This is a genomic window from Nocardioides sp. YR527 (assembly GCF_900101045.1).
GTDB lineage: Bacteria > Actinomycetota > Actinomycetes > Propionibacteriales > Nocardioidaceae > Nocardioides.
This window is the reverse complement of record NZ_FNFN01000005.1, coordinates 345,881-364,048: the sequence shown is the minus strand read 5'-3', so window position 1 is coordinate 364,048 and position 18,168 is coordinate 345,881. Positions and strand designations below refer to the sequence as shown.

Here is an 18,168-nt window from a genome sequence, read left to right as displayed (position 1 = left end):
CTTGCCGAACCCGACCCGGCCAGAGCGACGGCGACCTTGTGAAGGATTCACAAGATCGCGCCCACTGCCGTAGGCACCCACGAGACACGATCCGCCGGCGCACGACCAGTCCACGATCCCAAGCCCGGATCAAACTGAATCCGCTGCGCCAGACCCTGCCGCCGACCCGATAGCCAGCCAAAATTCTCGACGGAGACCGGTGTCAAGGACCGCGAAGCGGCCGGCGAAGCCGGCGGCCGCAGGCCGTCCTTGACTCCGGGATCCGTCGAGAACACCCTCCGTAACGGGTCGGCGGCAAACAGCACCCCGAAGCAAGAGCAGTAGGGAAGCACGACCCGAGTTCGAAGACGCTTACTGGCCCTGCTTGAGCAGCCCGTCGAGGATCTTCTCGCCGTCCTTGCCGTCACCCTTGCCGAGACTGTCGAACTCCTCGCGGAGCTCCCGCATCTCGCGCTTGGCGCTCTCGCCCTTCTCGACGAGGTCACGGATCTGCTGGATCTGGTCCTCCCACTCCTGGGACTGACCCCCGTCGATGACGTTCCAGCTCTCCAGGTTCTCGCGCCAGCGGTCGAGCTTGTCGAGGCGGTTGAGAGTCTTGTTGTCCGACTTGTCGACCGTCTCATCAGCGGAGTTGTCGGTGTTGTCGCTGTTGTCGGCGTTGTTGTCCGTGCTGTCGGAGCCGTTGGAGCCCTGGGACGGCTGGTCGGCCTCGGCGGGCGCGGGCTCGTAGGCGGCCAGCCAGGAGGCGGCGAAGACGCACGCGATCACGATCGCCACCGCGCCGAGAAGGCGGCCGGTCGGGAACTTCCGCAGCGACCTGGGCCGCGGACCACGGACCGGAGGCGGGGTGCTGGGACGGGGCATGACACCGGTGCGGGAGCTGGCCAGCCCCATCGGCTCGTCGAGCGGCCGCTGGGGCATCGCCTGGGTCGGCATCGGCGCCTGTCCGGCGGAGAGCCGGTCGGTGGCATCGGGGTCGGCACCGTTGAGGACATAGCCGAGCTCGTGGCCGACCTGGTCCATCGAGGGCCGGGCGGCGGGGTTCTTGTCGAGCATCCGGGTGACCAGCCGCGCCAGCGGCGGGGGCACCGCCCGGAAGTCGGTGATGCGCGGCACCGGCTCGCTCAGGTGCATGTGCAGGATCTTGACCGGGTGCGGTGCCGAGTAGGGCGCCTTGCCGGTGAGCATCTCGAAGAGCACGCAGCCCAGCGAATAGACGTCGGCGGGCGGCCCGACCGGGTCGCCGGCGGCCTGCTCGGGCGAGAGGTAGGACGGGCTCCCGATCACATGGCCCGTCTGGGTCAGCCCGGCGTCGACCCCCGTCATGGCGTACGCGATGCCGAAGTCGAGCACGGTCAGGCGGCCTTCACCGTCGAACATGAGGTTGGCCGGCTTGATGTCGCGGTGCACCACACCGGCCCGGTGGGCGGCACCGAGCGCACCGGCGACCTGGCGGGTGTATTCGACGGCCATCTCGACCGGCATCGCGCCGCGCTGCTTGATCGGCTCGGCCAGGGTCGGTCCGGGCAGCAGCTCCATCACCAGGAAGACGTCGTTGTCGTCGCTGCCCGCGTCGAAGATCTTGACCACGTCGTCGTGGACGACCCGGGCGGTCGAGAGCGACTCACGGCGGAACCGCTCGGCCATCGTGGGGTCGTCCACATCGCGCAGCAGCTTGACCGCGACATCGCGGTCGAGGACGGTGTCACGCGCCCGCCAGACCTCGCCCATGCCGCCGGCTCCGAGCAGGGTGAGGAGCCGGTAGCGGCCGGCGATCGGGGGAAGCTCGTCCATGACGGAAATTATGCCGGGGTCACCCACGAGCCGAAGAGCGGGATGCCCTCCCACGCTCCCCCGCGTGCGATCGCGACCACCGCGTGCGGACGGTCGAACCTCAGGTCGATCTGCCGCACCTTCGTCTCGCGCGGTGCCGCGGCGGCGGCCCGGACCATCATCCCGGTCACCGCGGCCGCCTTGAACCCCTCACGGTCGTAGGACGCGACCGCCTTCTGGACGCAGACGGCCTCCGTCTCCTCCTCGACCGCGGCCATCACGCCGCGGGCGATCTCGGCGACGCCCGGCGCGGCCGAGAGGTCGTGACGGTCCTCCAAGCTCCACTCCGGCAGGTGGCTGCGCCAGCGGTCGGCCGTCGCGCCACCGAAGACGGTGACCTCCTGGACCGTCCAGGCGTGGCCGGCGCCCTGCGCCTCGAAGGCGTGGTTGCGCACCTCCCCCGCGTCGATCCTCCGGACGACCTCCTCGCTGGCCTGCCACACATCGGCAGCGGCGACACCGTCAGCGGCGATCACCGAGTAGACCGAGATGCCGTCCTCACTGGGCGGACAGGCGATCGCGACCAGGCCGGCGGCGTCGGTCTCCACCACTGCCTGGAAGCCGCTCTCGAGCAGCAGCAGCCCCTCGTCGTCCTCCCCCAGCCGCTCGCTCCAGCGCGGCGTCACCACCAGCGCCGAGGCGAGCACGATCAGCGTCTGGGCGTCGATCTCGAGCGGGAACTCCTTGATGAGACCGCGGGTGTGCTCGTCGGCCCAGGCGTCGAGCCCCGCCTGTCCCGGGAGCGGGTCGAGCACGACCGGAAGTCCCTTGGTCAGCGAGACACCGGGGCGCAGCCAGCCGGCGACCGCGGCCCCGATCGTGGGGTGCGGCGCCTCCAGCAGCGCCAGCGCCGCGGCCCGCGCGTCGGCCCGGTTCAACCCCAGGACCTCGTCCGTCTCGGTCTCCGCCGCGGGCGCCAGCGAGGCGAGGAGCAGCCACAGGCCGGCGTACGAGATCACCGGGGACTCGGCGGACCCGAGGGCGGAGCGGGTGGTGGCGGCGTAGGTTCGGACCGCCTGGGCGGCGGCGAGGGACAGGGGCGTCTGCGTTCCCGACTTCTCCATGCAGAAGACATTACGGTGACATCCACCACACGGCCTCAAATCACGATACGGTTATGTATCGAACTAGGAGGCACCATGGCCAAGCTGAATTATCGGAGGCGGGCGCGCACAGCCGGGCTTGACCCGGAGACCGAGTTCCAGGAGATCTCGAGGCGTCTGGGGCTCTACGAGTTCCCGTGGGACACGACCCAGGCGCTCAGCTTCGCGCTGTTCCGGACCTACGCGGTGCCCTCGATCGGCCGGCTGCTGGCCGACACGCACCAGTTCACCGAGAACACCCAGAAGCGCTACGACGACACCGCCCTGCTCCTGGAGGACGCGGCGATCGATGACCTGGACAGCCCCCGTGGCCGGGCAGCGGTGCGGCGGATCAACCAGATGCACCGGATGTACGACATCTCCAACGACGACATGGTCTACGTCCTCTCCACGTTCGTGGTGATCCCCCGGCGCTGGAACCAGGAGTTCGGCTGGCGGCAGTCGACCCCCGACGAGCAGCTCGCCGCGCTGCGCTACTACCAGGCGCTCGGGAAGCGGATGGGGATCAAGGACATCCCGGCGACCTATGAGGACTTCGAGCAGCTCCTCGACTCCTACGAGGCCGAGCACTTCGCCTACGACGAGGGCGGCCGCGCCGTCGCCGACTCCACCCTCGAGCTGCTGACCACGTTCTATCCGCGGCCGTTGGCGCCGATCATCCGGATCTTCTCGCTGTCGCTGATGGAGCCGCACCTGCTCGAGGCCTTCGACTACCCCGAGCCCGGCCGGCTCGCGCGGGCGCTGTCCCGTGGGGCGCTGAAGGCCCGGGCGCGCTTCGTCGCGCTGCTGCCGGCACGGCGGAAGCCCGCGTACGTCCGGGACATGCCCCGCATCAAGAGCTACCCGCACGGGTTCAACACCGAGGACCTCGGCACCTTCGCACCGGGGTGCCCCGTGCACCGGACGGCCGAGACCGCTTAGCCCGCCCGTCACCCCGCCTTTACCGGGCACCGCTTCGCTGATGTCGATAACCCCCATATCGACAGGAGCACGTCCATGCCTGCCCCCAGCAACACTCCTGATCTCCGCGGCGCCCTCCGCGGCCTCGACCGCCGCCGTTTCCTGACCGTCTCGGCCGCCGCGACCGCGTTGGCCTTCACCACCGGCCTGCCGCGTACGGGAGCCTTCGCCGCGCCGGCGGCCTCCCCCAGCGCGATCACCTCGGACCCGTTCACCCTCGCCGTCGCCTCGGGCGACCCGCTGCCCGACTCGGTGCTGCTGTGGACCCGGCTCGCACCGCTCCCGCTCGAGCCCACCGGCGGGATGCCGCCCGCGCGCTTCGACGTCGGCTGGGAGGTGGCCCGTGACGCCGCCTTCAGACGCGTCGTACGCCGCGGCAAGGCGGCCGCGCACGCCGAGTTCAACCACTCCGTACATGCCGAGGTCCGCGGTCTGGACGCGGCGACCGAGTACTTCTACCGCTTCCGGGTCGGCCAGTGGATCAGCCCGGTCGGCCGGACCCGCACCGCCCCTGCCGTCGGGGCCGCGGTGTCGTCGCTGACCTTCGCCCTCGCCTCCTGCCAGCGCTACGACCAGGGCTACTACACCGCGTACAAGCATCTCGCCGGCGAGGACGTGGACGCGGTCTTCCACCTGGGTGACTACCTCTACGAGTACGCCGTGAACGCCGCCGCCGGGACGCGCGGCTACACCGAGCCGCTGCCGGCACACCTCAACCACGAGACCGTGACGCTGGACGACTACCGGGCCCGCTACGGGCTGTACAAGTCCGATCCGGACCAGATCGCCGCCCACCTGGCGCACCCGTTCATCGTCACCTGGGACGACCACGAGACCGAGAACAACTACGCCGGCGACACCCCGGAGAACTCGGTGCCACCGGAGGAGTTCCTCGTACGCCGCGCCGCCGCCTACCGCGCCTACTGGGAGAACCAGCCGCTGCGGCTCCCGCAGCAGCCGTCCGGTCCCGACCTGAGGCTATACCGGCGGCTGCAGTGGGGCCGGCTGGCGCAGTTCGACATCCTCGACACCCGCCAGTACCGCACCAACCAGGCCAACGGCGACGGCTGGAAGGTGCCGTCGGCGGAGTCCGAGGCCGAGTCGATGACGCTGCCCGGGAACGAGCAGGAGCAGTGGCTGATCAACGGCTGGCGCCGCTCCTCAGCGCTTTGGAACGTCGTCCCGCAGCAGGTCACCTTCTCGCGCCGCGACAACCCGTCCGGCGACGGCACCCGCTCGATGGACTCCTGGGACGGCTACCCCGCTTCCCGGCGCCGGATTCTCGAGGGCTGGAAGGCGTCCGAGCAGTCGAACCTGATGGTGCTGACCGGCGATGTGCACGTCCACTACGGCCTCGACATCCACGACGACTTCGACGACCCGTCCTCGCGGGTGCTGGGGACCGAGGTCGTGACGACCTCCATCACCTCGGGCGGCAACGGCGCCGAGCACCCCGCGAACTGGGCGGCGTACCTGGAGCGCAATCCGCACATGAAGTTCTACAACGGCCTGCGGGGCTACACGACGGTCTCCCTGGGGCGTGACGGCGCGGAGATCACCTACAAGAACGTCGCCCAGGTCTCCACCCCCGACGCTCCTCTGACCGTCGGCGGGCGGTTCTTCACCGAGTCCGGCAGGCCCGGCCTCGTGCCGGCGTAGCTGCCCTCTCCTAGCCGCCGACGTACCGCCGCGCCGTCTCCATGAACTCGAAGATGCGCCGGCGGGACGTCTCGCGGGCACCGTCGAAGTCCTTGTGCGAGAGGTTGGGCTTGAGGTCGGCCGTGGCTTCGATCGCGGCCCTCCCCAGCTCGACCAGCTCGCCGGGCTCGGTGACGAGCTGGACGCGGAACAGTGCCTCCTGCGCGGTCGTGTACAGCCGGTACGTCTCGTAGCGCAGCGCCTCGGTGTCGACACCCTCACGGCGGTCGTTGACCGCATACCAACGGTCCATGTGCGCACGGCGCAGGTTGACCAGCGCCCCGCCGAACGTCGTATAGCCGCTGAGCCGCTCCTGCCGCAGCCGCTCGCTGCGCTCGAAGCGTTCCGTGTCAGCCCGGTTGCGACGCTGGAAGTAGTGCGTCACCACCGATCCGAGCAGGGTTCCGACCACGGCGACGATGCTGGTGACGATGACCACGGAGGAACCCAACCACATCCGGGACGCCTGACGCCGGGATATACATACCCCGTGATGCTGCTCGCGATCATCCTTGTTCTCGGGGCCGCGTGGTCGTTCTTCATCGCCGCACGGCCGGACGTCGGCTTCTTCCTCGAGGAGGGCTGGAAGTTCCGCGACGCCGAGCCCTCCGACCTCTACCTCGGCGTGACCCGCTTCGGATCCGCGCTCGTCGGCATCGCCTGCCTCGTCTTCGCTGCGATCCTCGCCTTCGGCGGCCCGGGAGGTACCTCGGAGCCGGACGACTCCCCGACCGGCACCGCGAGCCCAGACCCCATCGCCGAAGGCTTCGGGCGGGCACAGGAGAAGGAGGACGAAGCGCGGGCGCGCACCCAGGAGGAGTGCCGACGCCTGAAGCCGAAGTTCGAGCAGGCCGTGGAGTGGAACGCCGAGGACAAGGTCGCCAACCCTGATGCGCTGCGCTCCCTGGCAGGTACGGAGGGCGCATCGGTGGAGATCGAGCCCCGCGCGAACGGCGAGGTGGTCACGGTGCGCGGCGGCGAAGCCGAATACCCCGGCGCCCGCGGCCGCATCCTCTTCATCATGACCCCGGAAGGCGCGAGCTGTATGCCCTGATCGAGGACTCGGCCTCATCAGCGGTGATGTCGCCGATCAGAACTCGAAGGGTGAGGCCGTCGGAGAGCGAGAGCAGCTCGATGGCACGTGCGCGGGCCTCGACCTCTCCGAGGCCGTCGGCCTCCTGGACGTGGCGGGTGCACTCCTCGACACCGACACGGGTGGCCTCGGCGAGGATCTCGCGCACGGCGGCGTGGGTCATCGCCTTGGCGACGTAGGCGTACCAGACCGTGACGCCGATCCGGCCCGCTTCGGTGGCGGGGATCTGCTGGAGCAAGAGGTGGAGGAGGCGGTCCCGGGGCGGACTGCCGACGGTCGCCTCGTAGCCCACGACGGCCTGCTTGACGAGCAGGTCGATGCCTGCGATCACCAGCGCGTCCTTGGTGCCGAAGTAGTGCTGTACGCGACCCATCGAGACGCCTGCCCGGGCGGCGACGGTCCTCAGACTGACGCCCTCGATCCCCTGCTCCGCGACGATCTGCCAGAGCCCGGCGACGATCTCGAACCGGCGCTGTTCGTGGTCGACGGCTCTTGGCATGGCGCCAGGTTAGCAATACAGTCGCATCGCAACAGGTTACAGTGCGATCGCATCGTTATCGGGAACGTGAGGACGCCATGGATGGGGACATCGAGCATGCAGACTCCGAATCGCGCAGGAAGCGCCGGCGCTGGCCGGTGCTGCTCCTCGCCGTCATCGCGGTCGCCTCGACCGGGTGCCTGGTGATGGTGCTCGGCACGAGCGGCCCCGGCGTCGGCCACTTCCGCAGCCCGGCGGGCCGCCAGGCCTACATCGAGGCGTACGACGCGGCCTTCGCCGCGCTGCCGAAGCCGACCGAGACGCACGATGTGGAGACCACCTTCGGCACGGTCCGCGCGTACGCCTGGGTGAACCCTGACCCGGTCGACGACGTCCCGGTCGTGCTCGTGCCAGGACGGGCCAGCGGCGTACCGATGTGGGGAGAGAACCTGCGTGACTTCGCCGAGCACCGCACCGTCTACGCCTTCGACGCGATCGGCGACAGCGGGCTCTCCGAGCAGAGCCTGCCGCTGCGCGGCATGGACGACAACGCCCGGTGGGTCGAGGAGGCGCTGGACGGTCTCGAGCTCGACCGGATCCACCTGGTCGGTCACTCGCAGGGCGGCGGCCTCGCTGCGGCCGTAGCGGTGCGCTACCCGGACCGGCTGGCCAGCCTGACCCTGCTCGAGCCGATCATGACGTTCGGCATGCTGCCGGTCTGGGCGATCGGCTGGTCGGCGGTGGCCGCGCTCCCCTTCCTGCCCGACTCCTGGCGCGATCACGCGCTGAACCGGATCGGAGGCGTCGAGGACGACGAGGTCGATCCCGAGGACCCGATGGCCAGGATGATCGCCGCCGGCACGACCCACTTCGACTCCGGCAGCCTCCCGACCCCCTCGCGCCTGACCGACGATCAGATGCGTTCCCTGTCGATGCCGGTCTACGTCGCCATCGCGAGCGACAAGTCGCTGGCCGGCGGCGAGGACGCCGCAGAGAAGGCCGAACAGGTCCCCGGCGCGACCGTCAAGGTCTGGCCGAAGACCACCCACTCGCTTCCGATGCAGGTGGCCTCCGAGCTGGATGCCGAGCTGGAGAGCTTCTGGGCCGACGTACGTTGAGCCCCGAGCCCTACGCCCAGAGCCCGACGTACTCGATGAACATCCTGAATCCGCCGTTGAACTCGGCCGCGTTCGCGATCGCGTTGACGAGGCGTACGACCCAGAAGACGACCAGCGTGTAGCCGATCCCGAGCGCGATGCCGGAGACGGCGGCGCTGGTTCCGGTCGCCTTCGCCCGGCTCACGCCGACGTGGCCGAGGACGACCGCGAAGGCGATCGGGACGATCGAGGCGATCATCAGGAGCCCGAGGACGATCCAGACGACGGGAGCGCTCTCGAAGCTGTAGAGGGCCTGGTAGTAACTCTGACTGACCTTCGGGAAGCCGACGATCACGCGGACCAGGGCGACGATCACCAGCATCCCCGCTCCGAGGGCGAGTCCGGTGGGACCGAACCAGGCGCCGCCTCGCGGACCACCAGCAGGGCCGGCCGGACTCGTCGGCGACCACGCCGGTCCTGTGCCTGCGGCCTCGTTGTGTTGTGACATCGCGCCCTTCCCCATCACGTTGTTCGCGTCCACCACCGTGGGTCTGGACGGCCTCGTCTGGCCCGAGACGCTATCCCACCAGGAGGGCGTCAACGGGCAGATCCAGAGCAGCCGGGGCGTGTCCGGACGCAGGTTCGGCCTGTGACAAGATTTCTCGGCTATCTGTGTTTGAAACCCGGAATTTGGGGTAGGAGATAGATACCAACAGCTCCGATCGTCTTGGGGGACCCTCTCGTGAACGTCGAAATCGTGGCGCCGCAGGTGAAGACCGCGGCCCGTTCCATCGGGACCGCGGCCGAAGCCGTCGCCGGCCTCGATCTCGAAGGCCCCATGGGCAAGGTTGCCGCGGCGCTGCCGGGCAGCACCGTCGTCGGCGCCGCGAACGGCCTCAAGACGGAGTGGAAGAGCGACAAGGACAAGTGGGTCAAGGACGCTCGCGACCACCAGACCACCACGGTCGCCGACGCCGACGCGATCGTGGAGGCCGACACCATCACAGCGCAGCAGGCGCGCTACCGCGAAGCAATGATCGGAAGAGACTGATGGCCGTCACGTACGAGACGCTGCAGAGCTGGAAGCCCGAAGATCTCGACACGGCCGCGGACCAGCTCAACACCGCCCGCAAGAGCTTCCAGGACCAGCAGGACGAGATGGACGCCGGCAAGGTCCCCGACACCTGGGTCGGCGAGGCGAGCACCCGCGCCGAGAACCGCCACCGCCGCCTGGTCGCCGACCTCAACGACATCGCCGCCCCGCTCTCGCAGGTCATCAACGGCCTCGACGAGGCCGGTGCCTCGATCAAGAAGGCCAAGGACAACGCCAAGCACGCCTACGACGACGCGATCGGCCGAGGCTGGAAGGTCAGCTTCTCCGGCGGCGTACAGATCACCGACCCGAGTCCGGACGAGAAGGACCCGGACAAGGACAAGGGCACCATGCAGCAGCTCGCGCAGACCATCCAGGATGCGCTGACCGACGCCGAGACCGCCGAGACCGAACTGGCGGCCGTGCTCAACCACGCCACCAAGGGCGACTACGACGGCGGCGAGGGCACGATCGAGCAGGCAAGCCTCCCGCCCGAGCTGCGCAACCTGCCCGAGGACGAGCTCATCGACAAGATGCTCAGCGACCCCGGCAAGTACGACGGCTACGTCGACGCACTGCCCGACGACGTCCAGACGCGCCTCGGCAAGGAGATCAGCGACCGCCTCGACAGCACGCTCAACGACGACGACTACAAGCTCAGCAAGGAAGAGGCCGACCGTCTCAACTCCATGCTGAGCGCATACACCGACGACACGACCGTTGCCGCCGGGCTCTACAAAGACCTCGGGGCGGACGGCACCGTCGCCAGCATGGCGAGGATCGAGGAATATCTGCGTATGCAGATGCCGGATTCCGGCTCTATCAACACACTCGCGTCCAACCTTCGAAGTGGTCTCGCATCGGCCTCGAACGACCCCGGTTTCCCGGCCGAACAGTTCGGCCACGACATCGTGAAGTACGCCGGACCCTCGGGGGTCTACCTCTCCGACGATGAGCAGGACGCCCTTCGGGATCGCTACCCGAACTGGGGCGGCACCGGTGGCGCCTCGGTCCTCACCTACCTGATGAAGGACCACGACCTCAACGGCAACCTCGTCCTCGGAGCGGCCGAGGAGCTCGACCGCTTCGAGCGGGCCGACGGGCCGATGGGCGCCCAGAACTGGTACGGGCACACCGGCCACAGCCCGCTCGACACCGGCAACGACGGCGGCTGGGGCGACGACCCGATGGCCGCCATCATGGGCAACCTCGGCGATCACCCGGAGCAGGGCCTCGAGTTCTTCACAGGTGAGCACGGGGGCGAGCGCCAGGAGTTCTACTTCGACAAGCGCACCTGGCAGGCGGACGGCTACGCCGGCATCTCGGAGCTGGCCGAGGGCATCGGCACCGACCAGGACCTTCTCAAGGAGCACCCGCAGGAGACGACGGCCCTCGTGTCGAAGTTCTTCCACGACGTGACCGACAACGAGGGTTTCAACGCGGAGGACGCCAAGGCCGCTTCGCCCCATGTGGCAGAGCTGATGAAGTTCTACACCCCCGGAATCGACGCTGCCCTCCACAACCCCGACCACTCGGGCGAACCTGGAACCGAACCGTTCTCGCTCGACCACTACGGCAAGATGGATCCCTACCCGAAGTTCTACGCAGGCGACCTCGAGAACATGATGAAGGTCTCCATGAGCACGCAGGACGGGATGACCAGCATCGCCGAGGGCGTGGGAACCTTCCAGCAGACCCAGATCAACAACATCGCTGCCGAGCTGGCACAGAACCCCAACGACCCGGGCCTGCGCACCGAGCTGCGCGACGTTCTCGAGCGCGGCGGCCACCTCCAGGGCTTCGCCGAGCATGCCGTCGGTGAGGTCGAGATCGATGGCGCGAAGGACCGGGACGCCCAGCGTCAGGCGTTCATCGATCTGACGAGCGAGGTGGCCGGGATGGTGCCCCTCCCGGGCGCCGAGCAGGTCGGTGAGCTCGGCAGCAAGGTGATCGAGTACGGCGTCGGTCAGGCGATCGACCTCGGCACGGACGCAGCCGGCGAGAAGTTCGCCAACGAGGCGGCTGCGGCCACCGACAACGCGAATGTCCGTGCTTCCGAGGGCATCAACCGTGTCGAGCTCAACGCGCTCTTCGCGCTCGAGCGGGCAGGCGTGATCGACATTCCGCAGTCCGACGAGACGTTCATGAAGGACGGGAAGGTCATCAGCATGTCCGACGTCCCGGCAGAGGACACAGATCGCTACGCTCACGAGGCGATGAACTACCTGAACGAGTACGTGACCAGCGGCGACTTCGAAGGGACGTACAAGAATGCCTTCCTGGAGTACTACAAGTAGTCCTACGCGTGGTCTGGCGGCACTGTTGTGTGCTGCTTCACTGCTCCTGACGGCCTGCGGCGCCGAGCCGACCTTGCTCGACGCCGACGCCCTTCCGGAGATTGAGAAGACCTCGGATGGGAGCAAGGGAGCGCCGGGAACCGGCTGGTGTGATGCACTCGGATCTCTGGAGACGAAGCTGTCGACCGCTGACGACGGGACGACCGGCGAGCAGTACGCGCTCGTGAACGGAGATGTCGTGGGTGCCACCGTGTTCGTTCCTGGGGGCGGGTACTACCCAGACGCGGGGTCGATGATCGCCGCCATCGAGGAGGCCGTTGACGACTGCTCGGCAGATGCCGACCAGGGCGACTATGGCGAGGCGACGATGGAGCCGATCAGCGGGCTGCCCGACGGGGCCGTGGGATTCACGTTCACGAGCAAGTCGTCGAATCCGGCCGAAGTCGGCAGCGTCGCGTTCGCCGAGGCGGAGGACGGACGCCTGGTCGGCGTCGGGGTGACGCACAGCGGGGATGGCGAGGCATCGGTGGATGTGGCGGACCTACTCGCCACGGCGCTCGAGCGAGCCGCCGACGTGGACACCAAGAGCTGAACGCACCGCGCTAAACGGACCAGCGGCGCTGGTACGACGGTTGAGGCCGTCGAACCAGCGCCGCTGGCATTTCCGCTTGCGATAAGGACTTGACCTTCGATCACTACTCAGCGCTACTATGTACTGGTAGTCAGCAACACTGAGTAGTGAAGGAGGTGCCCGATGGGCAAGCAGATGACCGAGATGCTCAAAGGGACGCTGGAGGGGATCGTGCTGGCGTTCCTGACTGGCAACCCGGCGTACGGATACGAGATCACGACCTGGCTGCGGAGCCAGGGGTTCAACGAGATCGCCGAGGGCACGGTCTACGCGCTGCTGGTCCGGATCGAGAAGAACGGACTGGTGGACGTCGAGAAGCGGCCGTCCGAGAAGGGGCCGCCGCGGAAGGTCTACTCGCTCAACACGGATGGCGAGAAGTATCTCGAAGAGTTCTGGACCACCTGGGGGTTCCTGGCCGACCGGCTGGAGAACCTCCGTACGGAAGGGAAGTAAGCATGTCGATCCGATCAATGTTCGAGGCCGTCGTCGGCGAGCTCGCGCTGAAGAAGCGCTGGCGTCAGCTCAAGGCCCGCAAGCAGCAGCTCCCCGAGAGCCACCGCAAGGCGCACGACGCGGTCGAGCGCTACCTGATGTACTCCGCCGGCATCGCCGACGGCGCGATCGTGACCGCGATGGCCGAGGACCTCCTCGAGCTCTTCGAGCAGGGCGCCGCCGACGGCACCCCGGTCAGCGCGATCGTCGGCGACGACCCGGTCGAGTTCGCCGAGGAGTTCGCCAGGAACTACTCCGAGGGCGCCTGGATCAACAAGGAGCGCGCCCGGCTCAACGATGCCATCGACACCATCAACAAGGAGGACGAGTCATGAGCGCGACAGCTTCCATCTCCGTACGGGGACTGGAGAAGTCCTACAAGGACAACCAGGTCCTGCGGGGCGTGGACTTCGAGGTGGCGCGGGGCACGATCTTCGCGCTGCTCGGGTCCAACGGGGCCGGAAAGACCACGGCCGTACGCATCCTCTCGACGCTCCTGAAACCGGACGCCGGCGCGGCGCTGGTCGAGGATGCATCGGTCGTCGAGGAGGCGCAGCGGGTGCGGGAGGCGATCTCGCTGACCGGCCAGTTCGCGGCGGTCGACGAGATCCTGACCGGGCGGGAGAACCTGATCCTGGTCGCGAAGCTTCGCCATCTCCCCTCCCCCGGCGACGTGGCCGACGGGCTGCTGAAGCGCTTCGACCTGGTCGAGGCGGGCGGCCGGAAGGTCGCGACGTATTCCGGTGGTATGCGGCGGAGGCTGGACATCGCCATGTCGCTGATCGGCTCGCCGTCGGTGATCTTCCTGGACGAGCCGACCACCGGGCTGGACCCGGAGGCGCGGCTGGAGGTGTGGCGGGTCGTTCGCGAGCTGACCGCGCAGGGCACGACAGTCCTGCTCACCACGCAGTACCTGGAGGAGGCGGAGCAGCTCGCCGACCGGATCGCCATCCTGCACGGCGGGACGATCATCGCCAACGGCACCCTCGCCGAGCTCAAGGCGATGCTGCCGCCGGCGAAGGTCGAGTACGTCGAGAAGCAGCCGTCGCTGGAAGAAATTTTCCTTTCCCTCACCGGCTCCACCCAAGCAGGCACCCATCAAGGAGGACAGTCATGACCAAGCACGCATTCGCCGACGCCGGCACCCTGCTGGGGCGCTCGCTGCGACACATCACCCGCAGCCCTGACACGATCATCACCACCGCGCTCACGCCGATCGCGATGATGCTGCTCTTCGTCTACGTGCTGGGCGGCGCGATCCGGACCGGCACCGACAACTACGTCAACTATGTGCTCCCCGGCATCATGGTCATGGCGATCGCCTCGGGCATCGCGTACACCGCACTTCGGCTCTTCACCGACATGAAGAGCGGGATCTTCGAGCGGTTCCAGTCGATGCCGATCGCCCGCTCGGCGGTGCTGTGGGCGCATGTCGGGACCTCGATGGTGGCCAACATGCTGACCATGGTGATCATCCTCGGTGTTGCCTTCGTGATGGGGTTCCGCACCTCGGCGGACCTGGGCGCCTGGCTCGCGGTCGCCGGGATCCTGGCGCTGCTCACCCTGGCGCTGACCTGGCTCGCGGTCATCCCCGGGCTGGCGGCACAGACCATGGAGGGGGCCACCGGGTTCTCCTACCCGCTGATCTTCCTGCCGTTCATCAGCTCGGCGTTCGCGCCGACGGAGACGATGCCCGGGCCGGTGCGCGCCTTCGCCGAGAACCAGCCGGTCACCTCGATCGTCAACACCATCCAGGCGCTCTTCGCGGGGCAGCCGGTCGGTGACGACATCTGGGTCGCGCTGGCCTGGTGCGTGGGCATCCTGGTCGCCTCGTACGTCGCCGCCATGGCTGTCTACCGGCGCAAGATCAGTTGACGGCTCCACGTTCAGGAGCGGCGAAGAGCCGATCTACCCCTCGCGGTGGTAGGTCGGCTGCTCGCCGTCCCTGAGGTTGCCCCGGTAGAAGCCCGTCCGCAGCTCGTAGGTGTACTCCTCGAGCTCGGGCATGCCTTCCTCAGCGGCGAACGCGATCTCGGCCTCCGCGTCGTAGGGAACCCGGACCCACTGGATGCCGAACGGCGCCTCCTGGTCGCTGTCCATCACACCCTCGAGGATGACGTAGACCGGGGTCGGGTCGCTCATGCAGTTGCCGACGCTGCCGGTGTTGAAGACGGTGCGCCGGTCCCGGTCGGTCTCGTAGTAGGGGTCGTGGGTGTCCGCGTAGCCGACCATGTCGGGCTCGGGCCGGTCGAAGCCGGTGGCCTCGGTGTTCTGGAACAGGCCGAGGAACTCCTGCTCGTCGTGGTCGAACCTGACCCGGCGGTGGACGGTCTCCTCGGAGGCGTGGAAGAGCCTGACCCTCCGCCCGCTGATGAGGAAGTCGTGAGAGAACGGGAGCGTACGCAGCCACTCGGCCTGCTCCCACGCCTGCAGCCGCCACCACATCAGCCCGACCGACTCGCGGCCGAAGTCGGGCTCGGGGGCGAGCAGGAAGTCCTCCCAGTTGCCGAGGATGTTGACCTCGCACCGCTCCCGGCAGATCTCGGCGACCTCGCGGCCCCGCGGGCCCTTGCCGACGTAGTCGCCGAGGTTGAAGATCCTGGTGATCCCACGTGCCTCGATGTCCGCGAGGACGGCTTCGAGGGCGGTGAGATTGCCGTGTACGTCCGAGATCAGCGCGATGCGCTCTGGGGTCATGGGTCGCAGGCTATGCGATGACTGGGAGACTGGCCCGGTGAGGATTCTGGTGACGGGTGGGGTGCGGTCGGGGAAGTCCCGGCACGCCGAGTCGCTGATCGCGGCCGCGCCGTCGGTGGCGTACGTCGCGCCGGGGCCGACGCTCGAGGAGGAGCCGGATCCCGACTGGGCCGCGCGGCTGGCCTCGCATCGGGCTCGGCGGCCGGAGCGCTGGCGGACGGTTGAGTCGCGGGATCTCGCGGGGGCGCTGGCCGATGGGCTGGCCGCGGGCGACGCGGTGATGGTCGACTGCCTGGGCACCTGGCTCACCGCCGTCATGGACTCGCGCGGGCTGTGGGAGGCCACCTCGGAGGAGGCGACCGCTGCGGTCTCGGCGCTGGTCGACGACGCGGCCGCGGTCCTCGGCCGGGACGACGGCGACGTGGTGCTGGTGACCAACGAGGTCGGCCTCGGGGTCGTGCCGGCCCATCGCTCGGGCCGCCTCTTCCGCGACCTGCTCGGGCTGGTCAACCAGCGGCTGGCCGCGGCCTGCGACGAGGTGCACCTCGTCATCGCCGGACGAGTGCTGAAGCTCTAGCCACCCCGTCGGTCGAGCGCGAGGCCGCCTGCGGCCGAGCGTGTCGAGCGGTGTATCGAGCTTGTCGAGATGACCAACACGGTCCCGACGAGCGCAGAGGACACCGTGTTGGTCTCGACACGGATTCGTTCGTTCCTCACGATTCCGGCTCGACCAGCGGAGGGGTCAGGCCAGGGAGACGAAGACCGCTGCCAGCGCCGCCTCGACGGCCGCGCCGAAGACGTCGCCGGTCACTCCCCCGAACCGCCGGATCGCCCGCAGGACGAGCGCGCCGACGACGGCCGCGGCGAGAGCGACGGCGAGGGCTCCCCTCCACCACGGCAGACCGGCCCAGGCGCCGGCGCCGGCGAGCGCGGCTGCGACGACGGCCCAGACGAGAACGGTGACGAGGGGTGGCAGGGTCTGGGTGAACGTACGCCCGAGACCGTCCTCACGCGCCGGCACGATCCCGCGGGTGCAGCACAGCGACAGCGCCGCGCGCGAGGCGCAGACGGCGACAGCGACGAGCACCGAGGAACGTACGATCTCCCCTCCCAGCACCGAGGCCAGCCCGGCCACCTGGAGTCCGAGGACCAGGACGATCGCGGTGACGCCGGCCGGGCCGGAGGTGCCGGTCTTCATGACCGCCAGCGAGCGCTCGCGGTCGTAGGATGCGGCCATCCCGTCGACCGTGTCGGCGAGGCCGTCGAGGTGGAGCGCCCGGTTGCCGACGACCACGACGCCGATCGCGAGCAGGGCGGTGACCAGGTGCGGTAGCCCGGCGAGCTGCCCCAGGAGTGCGATAGCGCCGGCACCCAGCGCGAGCGGCAGCGCGGCCAGGGGTGCGACCGCCATCGCCACCGCGGCGCGACGGCGGTCGACGTGCTCGGGAGGAGGCACGGGCACCGCGGTCAGCGTGCCGACCGCGAGACGCCAGGCGTCCCTCATCAATTGCCTCGGGCTCCGCTTCGGCGGAACGAGCATCAGGCAGGGTCTCCCGGCGCGAGCTCGGAGAGCAGGGCGACGTCGCGCAGGAGGGCGACGGCGCTGCGTACGACCGGGACGGCGGCGACCGCGCCGGAGCCCTCGCCGAGCCGCAGGTCGAGGTCGAGGAGCGGCACCAGGCCGAGCTTCTCCAGAGCCATCGACTGGGCGGGTTCGGTGGAGCGGTGGCCGGCGGCGAACCAGGCCGCGGCGCCGGGCTCGATCCGGTCGGCGGTGAGGGCGCAGGCGACGCTCATCAGGCCGTCGAGAAGCACCGGGGTGCCCTCACGGGCGGCCTCGAGGAGGTAGCCGGTGGTCGCGGCGAGGTCGGCGCTGCCGAGCGCGGCGAGGGTCTGGATCGGGTCAGCGGTGCGCTCGCCGGCACGGGCGAGGGCGGCGTCGATCACGTCGGACTTCAGACGCAGCGCGTCGTCGCCGATGCCGGTGCCGCGACCGGTGACCTCGCTCGCGGGCAGCCCGAGCCCAGCGGCCACCATCGCGGCAGCGGGCGTGGTGTTGCCGATGCCCATGTCGCCGCTGATCAGGAGCTGCGCACCGGCCGCGATCTCCTCGCGGGCCACCGCGGCGCCGGCCTCCAGCGCGGCCGTGGTCTCCTCGGCGCTCAGCGCGTCCTCGAGGTGGATCGCGCCGCTCCCCCGCCGGATCTTGTGCGCGGTCAGCGCCTCCCGGGTCGCCGCGTCGAGGTCCGCGAACTCCTCGTCGACACCGAGGTCGAGCACCCGGACCTGGACGCCGTGCGCCTTGGCGAGCGCGCTGACCCCGGCCCGGCCGCCCAGGAACGTACGCACCATCGCGCCCGTGATCGCCGGCGGGAACGCCGAGACCCCGTGCTGGGCGACACCGTGGTCCCCGGCGAAGATCACCAGGCGTACGTTCTCGACCGGCCGCGGCGGCACCTCGCCCTGGCACGCGGCCACCCAGACCGCCAGCTCTCCCAGCCGTCCCAGGGCTCCGGGAGGCGTCGCGAGTGCTCCGAGGCGCCCGGCGGCTGCGCGGCGTACGTCGTCGTTCGGGGTCTGGATCGTCACCAGCGCAAGGTACCCCACCCCGGCACCGCCCGCTCCCGCTGGTTGAGCCGTGAGCGCCAGCGAGCGTGTCGAAACCAACACGGCGCCATCGAGCGCCGACGGGACCG

At 69.3% G+C, this 18,168-nt stretch carries 20 protein-coding genes; 12 read left to right on the top strand and 8 right to left on the bottom strand.

The genetic code is table 11. From position 1 onward, the window contains the following. Nucleotides 1-351: 351 nt before the first annotated feature. On the bottom strand, nt 352-1,794 hold the full coding sequence (locus BLT25_RS17280; protein ID WP_091048387.1) for a protein kinase domain-containing protein: 1,443 nt from the start codon (nt 1,792-1,794) through the stop codon (nt 352-354). An 8-nt stretch (nt 1,795-1,802) separates the two neighbouring features. Then, nucleotides 1,803-2,897, bottom strand: coding sequence for a serpin family protein (locus tag BLT25_RS17275; RefSeq protein WP_091048385.1), 1,095 nt, complete (start codon nt 2,895-2,897; stop codon nt 1,803-1,805). Nucleotides 2,898-2,972: 75 nt separating this feature from the next. Between BLT25_RS17275 and BLT25_RS17270 the strand changes: the two genes are divergently transcribed. Together BLT25_RS17270 and BLT25_RS17265 are read left to right on the top strand one after the other, a co-directional pair. After that, nucleotides 2,973-3,857, top strand: coding sequence for an oxygenase MpaB family protein (locus BLT25_RS17270; RefSeq protein WP_091048383.1), 885 nt, complete (start codon nt 2,973-2,975; stop codon nt 3,855-3,857). Nucleotides 3,858-3,932: 75 nt separating this feature from the next. Beyond that, on the top strand, nt 3,933-5,555 hold the full coding sequence (locus tag BLT25_RS17265) for an alkaline phosphatase D family protein (protein ID WP_091048380.1): 1,623 nt from the start codon (nt 3,933-3,935) through the stop codon (nt 5,553-5,555). A 10-nt stretch (nt 5,556-5,565) separates the two neighbouring features. On the opposite strand, the gene BLT25_RS17260 is transcribed toward BLT25_RS17265, so the two are convergent. Further along, nucleotides 5,566-6,051: a hypothetical protein gene (locus BLT25_RS17260; RefSeq protein WP_091048377.1), complete on the bottom strand. Its 486-nt coding sequence runs from the start codon at nt 6,049-6,051 to the stop codon at nt 5,566-5,568. A gap of 36 nt (nt 6,052-6,087) precedes the next feature. On the opposite strand from BLT25_RS17260, the gene BLT25_RS17255 reads away from it, so the two are divergent. Then, entirely contained in the window at nt 6,088-6,648 is a 561-nt protein-coding gene (locus tag BLT25_RS17255; protein WP_143033781.1) for a DUF6199 family natural product biosynthesis protein, read from the top strand. On the opposite strand, the gene BLT25_RS17250 is transcribed toward BLT25_RS17255, so the two are convergent. Then, on the bottom strand, nt 6,614-7,186 hold the full coding sequence (locus BLT25_RS17250) for a TetR/AcrR family transcriptional regulator (protein WP_091048370.1): 573 nt from the start codon (nt 7,184-7,186) through the stop codon (nt 6,614-6,616). The genes BLT25_RS17255 and BLT25_RS17250 overlap by 35 nt on opposite strands. Before the next feature lie 77 nt (nt 7,187-7,263). Here BLT25_RS17250 and BLT25_RS17245 point away from each other — a divergent pair, with 77 nt between their 5' ends. After that, nucleotides 7,264-8,283, top strand: a complete 1,020-nt coding sequence (locus BLT25_RS17245) for an alpha/beta fold hydrolase (protein ID WP_091048368.1) — start codon at nt 7,264-7,266, stop codon at nt 8,281-8,283. A gap of 10 nt (nt 8,284-8,293) precedes the next feature. On the opposite strand, the gene BLT25_RS17240 is transcribed toward BLT25_RS17245, so the two are convergent. Next, on the bottom strand, nt 8,294-8,770 hold the full coding sequence (locus BLT25_RS17240; protein WP_143033780.1) for a hypothetical protein: 477 nt from the start codon (nt 8,768-8,770) through the stop codon (nt 8,294-8,296). Nucleotides 8,771-9,004: 234 nt separating this feature from the next. On the opposite strand from BLT25_RS17240, the gene BLT25_RS17235 reads away from it, so the two are divergent. The 7 genes from BLT25_RS17235 to BLT25_RS17205 all read left to right on the top strand — a co-directional run bounded on the left by BLT25_RS17235 (nt 9,005) and on the right by BLT25_RS17205 (nt 14,650). Beyond that, nucleotides 9,005-9,313 (top strand): hypothetical protein, encoded by a 309-nt coding sequence (locus BLT25_RS17235; RefSeq protein ID WP_143033779.1) that lies wholly within the window; start codon nt 9,005-9,007, stop codon nt 9,311-9,313. Continuing rightward, a complete protein-coding gene (locus BLT25_RS17230) occupies nt 9,313-11,652 on the top strand; it encodes a WXG100 family type VII secretion target (RefSeq protein ID WP_091048359.1) in 2,340 nt (779 codons plus the stop codon). The genes BLT25_RS17235 and BLT25_RS17230 overlap by 1 nt, the downstream gene beginning before the upstream one ends. 73 nt (nt 11,653-11,725) lie before the next feature. Further along, nucleotides 11,726-12,244: a hypothetical protein gene (locus BLT25_RS17225; protein ID WP_091048357.1), complete on the top strand. Its 519-nt coding sequence runs from the start codon at nt 11,726-11,728 to the stop codon at nt 12,242-12,244. A 162-nt stretch (nt 12,245-12,406) separates the two neighbouring features. After that, the gene (locus tag BLT25_RS17220; protein ID WP_091048355.1) at nt 12,407-12,736 is read left to right on the top strand and encodes a PadR family transcriptional regulator; all 330 of its coding nucleotides are present in this window, start codon (nt 12,407-12,409) and stop codon (nt 12,734-12,736) included. Between the two features lie 2 nt (nt 12,737-12,738). After that, nucleotides 12,739-13,110 carry a DUF1048 domain-containing protein gene (locus tag BLT25_RS17215; protein WP_256328641.1) on the top strand — a complete coding sequence of 124 codons (372 nt, stop codon included), beginning with the start codon at nt 12,739-12,741 and terminating at the stop codon, nt 13,108-13,110. Next, the gene (locus tag BLT25_RS17210) at nt 13,107-13,892 is read left to right on the top strand and encodes an ABC transporter ATP-binding protein (protein WP_091048351.1); all 786 of its coding nucleotides are present in this window, start codon (nt 13,107-13,109) and stop codon (nt 13,890-13,892) included. The genes BLT25_RS17215 and BLT25_RS17210 overlap by 4 nt, the downstream gene beginning before the upstream one ends. Continuing rightward, a complete protein-coding gene (locus BLT25_RS17205; RefSeq protein ID WP_091048348.1) occupies nt 13,889-14,650 on the top strand; it encodes an ABC transporter permease in 762 nt (253 codons plus the stop codon). The genes BLT25_RS17210 and BLT25_RS17205 overlap by 4 nt, the downstream gene beginning before the upstream one ends. A 33-nt stretch (nt 14,651-14,683) precedes the next feature. Here the strand turns inward: BLT25_RS17205 and BLT25_RS17200 are convergent, their stop codons facing one another. Further along, nucleotides 14,684-15,472 carry a metallophosphoesterase family protein gene (locus tag BLT25_RS17200; protein ID WP_091048346.1) on the bottom strand — a complete coding sequence of 263 codons (789 nt, stop codon included), beginning with the start codon at nt 15,470-15,472 and terminating at the stop codon, nt 14,684-14,686. A 37-nt stretch (nt 15,473-15,509) separates the two neighbouring features. Between BLT25_RS17200 and cobU the strand changes: the two genes are divergently transcribed. After that, nucleotides 15,510-16,049 (top strand): bifunctional adenosylcobinamide kinase/adenosylcobinamide-phosphate guanylyltransferase, encoded by a 540-nt coding sequence (cobU, locus tag BLT25_RS17195; RefSeq protein WP_091048343.1) that lies wholly within the window; start codon nt 15,510-15,512, stop codon nt 16,047-16,049. Between the two features lie 165 nt (nt 16,050-16,214). Here the strand turns inward: cobU and BLT25_RS17190 are convergent, their stop codons facing one another. Next, a complete protein-coding gene (locus tag BLT25_RS17190) occupies nt 16,215-16,976 on the bottom strand; it encodes an adenosylcobinamide-GDP ribazoletransferase (protein ID WP_091048341.1) in 762 nt (253 codons plus the stop codon). 35 nt (nt 16,977-17,011) lie between these two features. After that, a complete protein-coding gene (gene cobT, locus BLT25_RS17185) occupies nt 17,012-18,061 on the bottom strand; it encodes a nicotinate-nucleotide--dimethylbenzimidazole phosphoribosyltransferase (protein WP_256328640.1) in 1,050 nt (349 codons plus the stop codon). Nucleotides 18,062-18,168: the final 107 nt, after the last annotated feature.

Bases quoted from the DNA above. Each gene is read 5' to 3' on its own strand.
- BLT25_RS17280 (WP_091048387.1), bottom strand. From the start codon at position 1,794: ATGGACGAGCTTCCCCCGATCGCCGGCCGCTACCGGCTCCTCACCCTG.
- BLT25_RS17275 (WP_091048385.1), bottom strand. From the start codon at position 2,897: ATGGAGAAGTCGGGAACGCAGACGCCCCTGTCCCTCGCCGCCGCCCAG.
- BLT25_RS17270 (WP_091048383.1), top strand. From the start codon at position 2,973: ATGGCCAAGCTGAATTATCGGAGGCGGGCGCGCACAGCCGGGCTTGAC.
- BLT25_RS17265 (WP_091048380.1), top strand. From the start codon at position 3,933: ATGCCTGCCCCCAGCAACACTCCTGATCTCCGCGGCGCCCTCCGCGGC.
- BLT25_RS17260 (WP_091048377.1), bottom strand. From the start codon at position 6,051: ATGTGGTTGGGTTCCTCCGTGGTCATCGTCACCAGCATCGTCGCCGTG.
- BLT25_RS17255 (WP_143033781.1), top strand. From the start codon at position 6,088: ATGCTGCTCGCGATCATCCTTGTTCTCGGGGCCGCGTGGTCGTTCTTC.
- BLT25_RS17250 (WP_091048370.1), bottom strand. From the start codon at position 7,186: ATGCCAAGAGCCGTCGACCACGAACAGCGCCGGTTCGAGATCGTCGCC.
- BLT25_RS17245 (WP_091048368.1), top strand. From the start codon at position 7,264: ATGGATGGGGACATCGAGCATGCAGACTCCGAATCGCGCAGGAAGCGC.
- BLT25_RS17240 (WP_143033780.1), bottom strand. From the start codon at position 8,770: ATGTCACAACACAACGAGGCCGCAGGCACAGGACCGGCGTGGTCGCCG.
- BLT25_RS17230 (WP_091048359.1), top strand. From the start codon at position 9,313: ATGGCCGTCACGTACGAGACGCTGCAGAGCTGGAAGCCCGAAGATCTC.
- BLT25_RS17220 (WP_091048355.1), top strand. From the start codon at position 12,407: ATGGGCAAGCAGATGACCGAGATGCTCAAAGGGACGCTGGAGGGGATC.
- BLT25_RS17215 (WP_256328641.1), top strand. From the start codon at position 12,739: ATGTCGATCCGATCAATGTTCGAGGCCGTCGTCGGCGAGCTCGCGCTG.
- BLT25_RS17210 (WP_091048351.1), top strand. From the start codon at position 13,107: ATGAGCGCGACAGCTTCCATCTCCGTACGGGGACTGGAGAAGTCCTAC.
- BLT25_RS17205 (WP_091048348.1), top strand. From the start codon at position 13,889: ATGACCAAGCACGCATTCGCCGACGCCGGCACCCTGCTGGGGCGCTCG.
- BLT25_RS17200 (WP_091048346.1), bottom strand. From the start codon at position 15,472: ATGACCCCAGAGCGCATCGCGCTGATCTCGGACGTACACGGCAATCTC.
- BLT25_RS17190 (WP_091048341.1), bottom strand. From the start codon at position 16,976: ATGAGGGACGCCTGGCGTCTCGCGGTCGGCACGCTGACCGCGGTGCCC.